An 11,791-nucleotide genomic window follows, 5' to 3' on the forward strand; every position below is an offset into this window, starting at 1 on the left:
CTACCAAATTTTCCAGGGGGCGCTATTTGTATCCCACATTGTGTTTAGATCCTGTTTATCTTTCAATGTATCCATTGGTCTCCAAAATCCTGTATGTTTATAGGCATTCATCTGACCGGCATTTGCGATTTGTTCCATTGGTTGTTGCTCCCAAACCGTACTGTCGCCTTCTTTTATATAATTAAATACATCGGGCTGGCAAACAAAAAATCCCCCATTGATCCAGGCTCCATCCCCTTTTGGTTTCTCCATAAATGAATGCACTGTAGAGTCTTCGAGGATGTTTAAAGCACCAAATCTTCCTGATGGCTGAACTGATGTCACCGTACATGATTTGCCGTGTTCTTCATGGTATTTCACCAAAGCCTTAACGTCTACATCACAAACACCATCACCATATGTAAGCATAAACGGAGAGTCGCCGACAAAAGGTTGTATTCTTTTAATCCTTCCGCCCGTCATTGACTCATTACCAGTATCAACCAATGTAATTTTCCAGGGTTCAGCCTGCGAATCATGAACTTTGATTGAATTATCAGATAAATCAATAGTAACGTCTGATTTGTGAAGAAAGTAATTAGCAAAATACTCTTTAATGACGTAGCCTTTATAACCAAGGCAAACAATAAAATCATTAAATCCATGACTCGAATAGATTTTCATGATATGCCATAGAATTGGCATTCCCCCTATTTCAACCATGGGTTTAGGTTTCAGGACAGTTTCTTCAGATAATCTGGTGCCTAAGCCACCGGCTAATAATACAACTTTCATGTATCGATTTTTATTTGTTTAATTTGTAACCAAAACTTTTACGTTACTACTTACCGGATAGCTGCAACAAAGCAAATATTCATCTTCAGACAGTTCGTCTTTCTTCGATGCTCCAATCATTTTCGCTTCACCCGATAGTAATTTAGCTTTGCATACCAGGCAGTTCCCGGTTTGACAGGAATAAGTAAGATCCAATAAAGAATCAAGTCCTGCTTCAAGAATGCTTTTGCCTTTTACCACTTCAACGTTATAAGTAGTATCCTCAAAAACAACCTCTACATTCTGTGTTGTTATTGATTCAAATTCCTTAGGATCCTTTACTATTTCAAAGTCTTCTGTATAAATATTTTCTTCCGGTATTTGCAAAACAGACAACTGGGCCTTTACAGATTCCTTAAGTCCAACAGGGCCACATATATAATGTATTGTTTTATCCTTTGGCTTCTCCTGTTTCATGATTGATAAAACCTTTTTGGGGTTTATCCTCCCTTCAATAATCTCAGGATTATTGGCGCTTATAACAAGCTGTGAATGAAAATGAAATACTGAAAGATTTTTAAATGTTGCCTGGAGCATTTCAATCTGATCAGAGAAAATCACGCTTTCAGAGTTCTTGTTACCATATACCAATGTAATATGATCACAAACCTTATTATACAGTGCAAATTTAGCTATTGATAAAAGCGGTGTTATACCACTGCCAGCTCCCCATAATACTAAATGCGTCTCGGGCAAATCTGGTATTTTACTCAAAGTAAAGTCTCCCAATGGTTCCATTACCTCTACGATGTCACCAACTGCTACCCGATCATTAATATGGTTTGATATTATTCCTCCGGGCACCCTTTTCACTGTAACTTCAATATTAGGGTCAACACCTGGGGCAGAAGAAAAAGAATAAGGGCGTATATATCTACGGCCGTTTATTCTAAAAATTAATGTCAAATACTGGCCAGAAAGATATTTAATTTTCTTTAGGCCCGGTTGTTTAAAACAAATAGTAACAGTATCAATTGTTTCCTTTCTGACTTCTACAACTTTTAATGTGTAAGTAATCATAATTAAACCTAAAATATTGTTAAATTTCTATTCATTACATTCACAATTATAATTAAAATATTCTTAACAATCAGACAAATTCACTGAAAATTTGTTCACAAAAAAATGATTTTTCTGAAATAATTTTAATTTAATTCACATATCACTTTTTAAATAGCTTGCTAAACCAACTGGTTTCTACTTCCTCGCTATAATTTCCGTAGCCATAACCATATCCGTAGCCATAGCCTTGATAACCGCCATCATTAGCTTTAATATCGTTTACAACTAAATATGGCTTTCTGATTTTACCGGTACTCTTTAACTCGTTTACAATACCCAGTTGCGATTTAAATGTATAGTTCTGTCTAACAATGTACATCACAGAGTCTGCATACTTTTCAACGATCAGGGCATCAGAAACTAACCCGATAGGCGCCGTATCCATAATTATATAATCAAACTGCTCTTTCAATTCGGTCATCATTGCATCCACCTTTTCATTAAGAAGTAATTCAGAAGGGTTAGGCGGAATAGGCCCCGAAGATATCAGATAGCAGTTTTCATGCATCCACAATGGTTTAATTATGCTACTCACATCGGTTTGCTCACCTATAATATAATTGGTAAAGCCCAATTGATTATCCATACCAACGCTACTCGATAGTTTTGGTTTCCGCAAATCCAGCTCCATAAATAATACCTTCTTTCCCATTAATGCTAATGATAAACCCAGATTCAAACTAATGAATGATTTACCTTCCCCACTCATGCTGGAGGTTATAATTATTACATTAGGCTTATTAGAAGCTAACAAAAACTGCAAGTTGGTACGCAAACTCCGGAACTGCTCAGAAATTACCGATCTGGAACTGGCAGCCACCACAATGGAATCGCCCGAGGTATTATGACTAATTTCGGCTAAAATTGAAATATCACTTTCTTTTAAAATATCTGCCTTTGAAATGATCTTAACGTTGAGCAGCTCCTGAATGCTGATGATTAAGAACGGAATAAGCAATCCGATCACAAAGCCTATAATATAAATATTATTTCTGTTAGGCTCTGACGGAGCAAACTCGCTTTTAGCATTATCAATAATCCTGGTTGTTGAAATTGTTGATGTTTTGGAAATAGCGGTCTCTTCTCTTTTTTGTAACAGATATAAGTATAATTGCTGCTTAACCGTCTGTTGTCTTGAGTAATCTAAAAATATTCGCTCTTTTCCTGGAACAGTTTTGATCTGCCCTTTGAAATTATTATTCTGAGCTACCAATTGCTGCTTATTAAGTTCCAGGCCTTTTTTATAGGTATAGAAACTCTTTAAAAGATTTGCCCTTGCATTATCAATCTGGAGGTCCAGATTCTTTATATAGGGGTTATCATTAGTATAAGATAAGCTTTGCTTGTCCCGATCAATAAGAAGTGTATTGTAAGCCTGGAGAGAGTAAGCAAAAACCGGATCCTGGATACTTAATGAACTTGGTAAGCTTTTCTTTAAATCGGAGCTTTTAATATAGGTTTCAACCTGATCTAAAACCCCCAATTGAGCATTTACAGTATTCAATTTATCAACATAATCTACAGAGCTCGATATCAACGCTTGTGATTGACCATCAATATCGGCTATGTTATTATTTATTTTAAACTTCTCCAACTGACCTTCAACACCGCCTAATTCTTTTCCAACAATATTAAGCCTGTCATTTATAAAAACTAATGTGCTGTCTGCTATGCTTATTTTATTTTCCAGGTTTTCTTTTAGATATAAATTCATCAATGTTTGAAGTATAACCTCTCCTTTTTTAGGATTAGGATACTTTAATGATAAATCTATGGTTGTAACCTTTTTATCTGATAATTCTGCTTTGAAGTTTTTAGATAAGCTTTCAATTTTCGAATCCTTTGAAACAATATTTACTTTATACTTAGCTCCGGGTATAAGTTTATTCTTATTTTCACTAAATACCAGGTCATACTGACTGAGTTTGATAACGGTACCAAATGATACCTCGTTCATATCAATATCCTCATCACTGTTTATTATTCTAAATTTATTATTCTTAAGAATAACCAGTTCAAATTCCCGGCTTATGATTGTATCCTTTTTGCTGATAACGGTCAAATCAAACGGAGCTTCATCATATAATTCCTTCTTACTTAACGTTCCCTGTTTATAAATAATTTGATTAAGCTTTAGTTGATCCACAACTTGCTTCATCAAGCTTCGTGATTGTAAAATCTGTATTTCATTATCGGCATTACTTTTTGTATCAAGCAATGAAGACAGGTCAACCATTCCATTTGAACCACTTGAAGAAGACAGCGAATTGGATTTATTATCTTCAACAAGAACTTTACTGAATATTTTATAGGATGGCGCTGTATATTTTAGATAAAAAAAAGCAGTAAATAAACAAAGTGCTATACTTATTAAAAACAAATACCATCTACGTCTGACTTTGGCTATTATTGATTTTAAATCAACACCTTCTTTTGAAGATAAATTTTGGTTACTAGAAGCTTGATTCATATTTATTACTTAATCCGGGTAATGATGATAGCGATGAAAGAAAGGAACGAGCCTATAATTGTTATAGTTCTTAATGATGCGGCATCAGAGGCGGCTATCTTTGTTTTAGCCGGTTCAACATACAGGTAGTCATTTTGTTTGAGGTAGTAATAGGGCGAATTTAATACCGCGCTCTTGGATAAATCCAGGCGATGCGCTTCTTTCGATCCATCCTGATTCATCCTTATCAATAAAACGTTTTCCCGTTTTCCATATATTGTTAAATCCCCTGCCATACCCAAGGCATCAAGTATAGTTACCTTTTCATTAGGAACAATGTAAGTTGCGGGTCTGGCAACCTCACCGGCAATCGTTATTTTAAAATTTGTAATTCTCACCGATACAGAAGGATCTTTAAAGAACGCTTTTGTTTTCGTCTCGATCGCTTCGCGCGCCTGCGATGTTGTTAATCCTACCACTTTTATTTTACCAAGTATCGGTAAATCTATAACACCATCTTTGTTAACCAGATATCCATTTGAGGTTTGAATAGCTGCACTATTACTACTACCAACAGGGGCGCTACCGGCAAGAGCCAGGTTACCCGCATTAATTATCTGAGTAGCGTTAGGATCTAATGTCAGGATAGTTACGTTAAGTATATCATCAATCTGAATCAATGGTTCTACATAATTAACTTTAGATATATTAACGGTTCTGGCCGTATCTGAAAGATCATCGAAATACTTAATTTGCTTTTTAGAAGCGCATGAAAACATTGTCAAGAGACCTATAATTAAAAATGACCCTAAAACTATTTTATACATGTTGAACATTTATTTTGAAATTGGGTTATAAAGACCATTGATTAAAGTTTCGAAAAAATTAAACATATATATTTTGAAAGCGACAATCAATGTATTTAATTTTGCAATTATTTCAACAAACATAGATTTTTTTTATAAAATAAGAAAATTTTGTTTGAATATATTAAATAATCATTAGTTAAGAACTATTAACAATGCCGTAGTAGCCCGTACTTTTATATTAATAAATCTACTTGGCGCGCTCAGATTACTTACATAACCGTCTGTTTTAAATACACCATTATCATCCACAAAAGCCCCATTAATATTAGTACCGGATGGGGAGGTACTCGACAGTGATGGCCCATTTAACTGATAGATTGTTGTTGTATTTATAACGTCCTTATTATTTATAGTAACCGACACATCGTTTTTGTCGTCTTTGTTAATTAGCAGTAATCCTTTTTTACCATCTTTTCTTGTAAATGAAAAAATGTCAATGTTTGCATTTGTACTTTGCAGCTCTGTCTTTAAAAATTGCCTAACTGCGGCTTGATGAAACAGTAACATTGCATAATACAACGGCCTGGCTACGTTTTTCTTATTAACCGTATTTATAGGCGAATAAACGTATACACTTTCTCCTCCCGTATGAAAATTAACGCCAGCAATACCTTGTTGTGCCAAATAAAATAAAAATTCAGATCCCCATAATGATGATCCAAAGGCGTTGCTAATTCCAGGCTGTCCGCCGCGATAAACCGAACTACATTCAGAAAACCGAAACGGCACTTTGTTATGTACGTTTACACCTAACTTAAGATATTCAATGATATCATGTAAAAACTGATCAAAAGTCATCAGTTTATTCATAGTGACACTTGCATTGCCTGCTGGTCCCATTCTATAATAATGGAATGAAAACAGGTTTACATTATTATTAGTGTTATTTAAAAATTGCCTCGCCCAGTTTCCGTCATTTGATTCCGGACCTGAAATTACTATTCCTGGAACGGAGCTCCTTAAAGTATTTGAAAAATTAGTGAATTCACTTTGAAAATCGTTAAAGCTATAACCGGGTTTCCTTAAATTATTTAAACCGAAATATTCCGGTTCATTTCCTATGGCAAAACTATGTATCAGGTTGCCCGATTTACTTAATACATAATTTGCTTCCTCCACATCGCTTGATATGTTTAACTTGCCCAAGTTAAGGCCCCAGATTGTTTTCCATCCAACCTGTCTGTTGAACGCAAGAACGCGGTCAACATCATTGGCATAAACAGTATCCTTGGTACCTGTCTTCCTGTTATTTTTTGACCAATAAACTTTATCGACAAAAGCCCCTCCAATTCTGATTAATCCACCTCCAAGGTTTTTAAATAGATTAATAAAAGAGGTATTTGATGTATTAAAGTAAGTTGTATCTGTTAATATCAATTTCTCAAAACTAAAACCTAAAAAATCATCAGGAACTACCGGGCTAATAACATCACTGTATAATTTAAGACTAACCGGAATAACTGGAAGTGGGTTGACTGAATCGGGTAAATTAACATGATTAGGTACAGTAACTTCATAAACGTGATCGGGTATCTTATCTTCCTTTTTACAAGAAAAAATAACTAATAACAAGATCAACAAGGTAAAGTTTAGGGGTATTAATTTCTTCATAAAATTTTTTTCACAAAATACTACTTTTTTGTTAAGTATTTGTTTCGCTCATCTTATGCTTGCCCCATTGTCCCACCAAAGTTCATCGGAAAACCTGAAGGTTCCTGTTGAACTTTAATACGTCCGTTAATTGATTCAAATTTTTCCAGATTGTCTTCCAATGCAGTTAATAAACGTTTAGCATGCTCCGGCGTTAAGATAACACGCGACTTTACTTTTGCCTTTGGTATCCCGGGCATTACTCTTATAAAGTCAAGCACAAATTCTGAGCTGGAGTGAGTAATTATTGCCAAATTTGAATAAATTCCTTCTGCTATCTCTTCAGAAAGTTCAATATTCAGTTGATTTTCATTTTGTTCTTCCATTTCATTAAAATAATAAAGCCATTCATCCATCGAAAGGCTCTCCAATAATAATAAATATTGTTCAACCTAACGTACAAATGCTTTATTGTAAGCAACGAAACTCTAAAACCATCATGTTTAGGTTTTGTTTTACTTTTTTTCAAAATTTTCCATTAGCGGATATCGTATTGATCATAAAACAAAAAGCCCCCCGGTTTACGGGGGGCTTTGATCAATATAGCTGATTAAATTACGCTTCGATTTCCTCGGCTTTTGAAGCCATTAAGCGATCAAACTCTTCTTGCGAACCTACACGGATGTTTTCGTATTCGCGTAAGCCAGTACCAGAAGGAATCAAGTGACCAACAATAACGTTTTCTTTCAGGCCAAGCATTAGGTCTTTTTTACCTGCTATGGCAGCTTCATTCAGTACTTTGGTAGTTTCCTGGAATGATGCAGCTGAGATAAACGATTTGGTGCCTAATGACGCCCTGGTGATACCTTGCAGTATCGGGCTTGAAGTTGCCGCGATAGCATCACGCACTTCAACTAACCTTAAGTCACGACGTTTTAAGACAGAGTTCTCATCACGTAACCTTCTTAATGATACAATCTGACCAGCTTTTAACGTAGTTGAATCACCTGGCTCAACTACTACCTTTTTGTCAAATATATCATCATTTTCGGTCATGAAATCCCAGCTGTCAACAGCTTCACGCTCTAAGAAACGGGTATCACCCGCGTCTTCGATCGATACTTTCTGCATCATCTGGTGAACGATAACCTCAAAGTGCTTATCGTTGATCTTCACACCCTGTAAACGGTAAACCTCTTGTATACCATTTACCAGGTATTCCTGCACCGCAGCCGGGCCTTTAATAGCCAGGATATCAGCAGGTGATATAGATCCATCAGATAACGGCATACCTGCTTTCACAAAGTCGTTATCCTGTACAAGGATGTGTTTTGACAATGGAACCAGGTATTTTTTAACCTGACCGTCTTTTGATTCGATAGTGATCTCGCGATTACCACGTTTCACACCACCCAAAGTTACCACACCGTCAATCTCTGTTACTACAGCAGGGTTTGATGGGTTACGTGCTTCAAATAACTCGGTTACACGTGGTAAACCACCGGTGATGTCACGGGTTTTACCAGTTGAACGAGGGATCTTAGCAATAACCTGTCCTGTTTGTAGCTTTTCACCTTCTTCAACAGCGATGTGCGCTCCTACCGGAATGTTATACCCTTTAATGATGTTACCTTTTGTATCGGTAATTTGAATAACAGGGTTTTTTGTTTTATCCCTGGTATCGATAATTACCTTTTCACGGTGACCTGTTTGTTCGTCAGATTCTTCACGGAAAGTGATACCATCCAATACAGCCTCAAACTGGGTTAAACCTGCAAATTCAGATATAATCACCGCGTTGTATGGATCCCATGAACAGATACGGTCGCCACGGGTTATTTTGCTGCCATCTTTTACATACAGGTATGAACCGTATGGAATGTTATTGGTAACAATTACCTTGTTGCTTCCTTCTTCAATGATACGGAACTCACCTGAACGGCCTAATACTACATCTACTTTACCCTCTTCGGCAGTAGTGTATTCAACAGTACGCACGTTTTCAAATTCAATGATACCATCAAACTTAGCGTTGATTTGTGACTCCGCAGCAATGTTTGACGCGGTACCACCCACGTGGAAAGTACGTAGTGTTAACTGTGTACCCGGCTCACCGATTGATTGTGCAGCAATTACACCTACAGCTTCGCCTTTTTGTACACGTTTACCGCTGGCCAGGTTACGGCCGTAGCAAAGTGCACAAACTCCGCGTTTACTTTCGCAAGTTAATACCGAACGTATTTCGACACCCTCCAATGGAGAGTTTTCGATTTTTTTAGCTACCTCTTCTGTAATATCCTGACCAGCTGATGCCAACAGTTCGTTGGTGATAGGGTCATGTACATCATGTAAAGCGGTACGACCTAAGATACGGTCATATAATGGCTCAACAATATCCTCGTTGTCTTTCAGTGCAGTTGTGTAGATACCTCTTAAAGTGCCACAATCAACTTCACCTACAATCATATCCTGGGCAACGTCATGCAACCTACGGGTTAAGTAACCAGCATCCGCTGTTTTTAACGCCGTATCGGCCAAACCTTTGCGAGCACCGTGAGTAGAGATGAAGTACTCCAATACCGACAAACCTTCTTTAAAGTTTGAAAGGATCGGGTTTTCGATAATCTCACCACCTGAACCTGATTTCTGAGGTTTCGCCATCAAACCACGCATACCTGCAAGCTGACGGATCTGCTCTTTAGAACCACGGGCTCCTGAGTCAAGCATCATGTAAACAGAGTTAAAGCCCTGGTTATCGGTGCTCAGAATATCCATTACATTCGCGGTTAAGCGGTTGTTGATACGTGTCCAGATATCGATGATCTGATTGTAACGCTCGTTATTGGTAATGAAACCCATGTTATAGTTACTCATTACCTCTTCAACTTGTTTAGAAGCTGTTTCTATAAGCGTAACTTTTTCGGCGGGGATATTAATATCCTTCAGGTTAAATGATAAACCACCCTGGAATGCCATCTTAAAGCCTAACTCCTTAATATCATCAAGGAATTGTGCTGCACGAGCCATACCAGTAATTTTCACTACTTCACCAATGATATCACGAAGTGATTTTTTGGTAAGCAGTTCATTAATATAACCTACTTCTACCGGTACATGCTGATTAAACAATACACGACCAACAGTAGTATCAATGATTTTACTTACAATACTGCCATCTTTTTCTTTCACCAAAGCTTTCACTTTGATAAAGGCGTGCAGATCAAGTTTTTTCTCATTATAAGCGATAATTACTTCCTCTGCAGAGTAGAAGGTTAAACCTTCGCCTTTTACCACACGGGTTGCATCTGTTTTACGGCCTTTGGTTATGTAGTACAAACCAAGCACCATGTCCTGTGATGGTACAGTAATAGGTGTACCGTTGGCAGGGTTAAGGATGTTGTGTGATGCCAGCATTAGAATTTGGGCTTCCAAAATTGCCGCATTACCTAGTGGTACGTGAACGGCCATCTGGTCACCGTCAAAATCCGCGTTGAATGCTGTACAAGTTAATGGGTGCAATTGGATCGCTTTACCTTCAACCAGTTTTGGCTGGAACGACTGGATACCTAATCTGTGCAGCGTAGGCGCACGGTTTAGTAATACAGGGTGTCCTTTCAATACGTTTTCTAAAATGTCCCAAACTAACGGATCTTTACGGTCAACTATCTTTTTGGCAGATTTTACTGTTTTAACCACACCACGCTCAATCATTTTACGGATGATAAATGGTTTAAACAGCTCGGCAGCCATATCTTTTGGTAAACCGCACTCGTGTAGTTTAAGGTTTGGACCTACAACAATTACCGAACGGGCAGAGTAATCCACACGTTTACCTAATAAGTTTTGACGGAAACGGCCTTGTTTACCTTTCAGGATGTCTGAAAGTGATTTCAGGGCACGGTTACCTTCGGTTTTTACTGCGTTTACTTTACGTGAGTTATCGAACAACGAGTCAACAGCTTCCTGCAACATACGTTTTTCGTTACGTAATATAACTTCCGGTGCTTTGATCTCGATCAAACGTTTTAAACGATTGTTACGGATAATTACACGACGGTAAAGGTCATTCAAATCCGAAGTAGCGAAACGGCCGCCTTCCAGTGGTACCAATGGACGCAATTCAGGCGGGATAACCGGAACGATCTTAACGATCATCCATTCAGGGTTATTCTCGATACGAGTTTTAGCATCACGGAAAGCCTCAACAACCTGTAAACGTTTTAAAGCTTCGTTTTTACGTTGTTGTGAAGTTTCGTTTGCAGCCTGGTGACGTAGGCTGAATGATAACTCATCCAAGTCAAGGCGCTTTAATAACTCTTCAAGAGCCTCGGCACCCATTTTAGCCACAAATTTTTGTGGATCTTTATCATCCAGGTATTGGTTTTCTTTTGGAAGGGTATCCAACACGTCAAGATATTCCTCTTCAGTTAGGAAATCCATTTTGTTGATACCATCGGCTTCTTTGATACCTGGTTGGATAACTACATAACGCTCGTAGTATATGATCAGGTCGAGCCTTTTTGTTGGCAAACCTAACAGGTAACCAATTTTGTTTGGTAATGAACGGAAGTACCAGATATGAGCAACAGGAACTACAAGGTTAATGTGGCCCATGCGCTCACGACGTACTTTCTTTTCGGTTACTTCAACACCGCAACGGTCGCACACGATACCTTTGTAACGGATACGTTTGTATTTACCGCAATGGCACTCATAATCTTTAACCGGACCAAAAATACGTTCGCAGAATAAACCATCGCGCTCAGGTTTATAGGTCCTGTAGTTGATGGTTTCTGGTTTTAAAACTTCACCGCTTGAACGTTCAAGGATGGACTCAGGAGAGGCCAGGCTGATCGTAATTGTGGTGAAATTACTTTTGATTTTATTATCCTTTTTGTAAGACATAGTCTCCTTGTTTTTTAATGATTGAATTAGTGAGTTAGTGAATTAGTGAGTTAACCAGGTTTGTTAAATCACTCTTCTACTATGTTTGAATTAGCGAGTCAGC

At 37.6% G+C, this 11,791-nt stretch carries 7 protein-coding genes; all 7 read right to left on the minus strand.

Going from position 1 to position 11,791, the window contains the following annotated elements; genetic code table 11:
* Positions 1–774 (minus strand): glucose-1-phosphate cytidylyltransferase, encoded by a 774-nt coding sequence (gene rfbF, locus FHW89_RS17950; RefSeq protein ID WP_172336433.1) that lies wholly within the window; start codon positions 772–774, stop codon positions 1–3.
* A gap of 18 nt (positions 775–792) precedes the next feature.
* A complete protein-coding gene (locus FHW89_RS17955) occupies positions 793–1,833 on the minus strand; it encodes a ferredoxin--NADP reductase (RefSeq protein WP_172336434.1) in 1,041 nt (346 codons plus the stop codon).
* A 142-nt stretch (positions 1,834–1,975) separates the two neighbouring features.
* Complete coding sequence (locus FHW89_RS17960) at positions 1,976–4,345, minus strand: tyrosine-protein kinase (protein ID WP_172336435.1); 2,370 nt, start codon at positions 4,343–4,345, stop codon at positions 1,976–1,978.
* Positions 4,346–4,350: 5 nt separating this feature from the next.
* Complete coding sequence (locus FHW89_RS17965) at positions 4,351–5,151, minus strand: polysaccharide biosynthesis/export family protein (protein ID WP_172336436.1); 801 nt, start codon at positions 5,149–5,151, stop codon at positions 4,351–4,353.
* A gap of 174 nt (positions 5,152–5,325) precedes the next feature.
* Positions 5,326–6,804 carry a hypothetical protein gene (locus tag FHW89_RS17970; protein WP_172336437.1) on the minus strand — a complete coding sequence of 493 codons (1,479 nt, stop codon included), beginning with the start codon at positions 6,802–6,804 and terminating at the stop codon, positions 5,326–5,328.
* A gap of 53 nt (positions 6,805–6,857) precedes the next feature.
* On the minus strand, positions 6,858–7,169 hold the full coding sequence (locus FHW89_RS17975; RefSeq protein ID WP_076374980.1) for a DUF3467 domain-containing protein: 312 nt from the start codon (positions 7,167–7,169) through the stop codon (positions 6,858–6,860).
* Between the two features lie 229 nt (positions 7,170–7,398).
* Positions 7,399–11,688, minus strand: coding sequence for a DNA-directed RNA polymerase subunit beta' (gene rpoC / locus FHW89_RS17980; protein WP_172336438.1), 4,290 nt, complete (start codon positions 11,686–11,688; stop codon positions 7,399–7,401).
* Positions 11,689–11,791 lie beyond the last annotated feature (103 nt).

The sequence above is a fragment of the Mucilaginibacter sp. SG564 genome (assembly GCF_013149275.1).
GTDB lineage: Bacteria > Bacteroidota > Bacteroidia > Sphingobacteriales > Sphingobacteriaceae > Mucilaginibacter.

What these genes read in the sequence shown, in the direction of transcription:
- FHW89_RS17965 (WP_172336436.1), bottom strand. Translation starts at nt 5,151, where the DNA reads ATGTATAAAATAGTTTTAGGGTCATTTTTAATTATAGGTCTCTTGACA.
- rfbF (WP_172336433.1), bottom strand. Translation starts at nt 774, where the DNA reads ATGAAAGTTGTATTATTAGCCGGTGGCTTAGGCACCAGATTATCTGAA.
- FHW89_RS17975 (WP_076374980.1), bottom strand. Translation starts at nt 7,169, where the DNA reads ATGGAAGAACAAAATGAAAATCAACTGAATATTGAACTTTCTGAAGAG.
- FHW89_RS17970 (WP_172336437.1), bottom strand. Translation starts at nt 6,804, where the DNA reads ATGAAGAAATTAATACCCCTAAACTTTACCTTGTTGATCTTGTTATTA.
- FHW89_RS17955 (WP_172336434.1), bottom strand. Translation starts at nt 1,833, where the DNA reads ATGATTACTTACACATTAAAAGTTGTAGAAGTCAGAAAGGAAACAATT.
- rpoC (WP_172336438.1), bottom strand. Translation starts at nt 11,688, where the DNA reads ATGTCTTACAAAAAGGATAATAAAATCAAAAGTAATTTCACCACAATT.
- FHW89_RS17960 (WP_172336435.1), bottom strand. Translation starts at nt 4,345, where the DNA reads ATGAATCAAGCTTCTAGTAACCAAAATTTATCTTCAAAAGAAGGTGTT.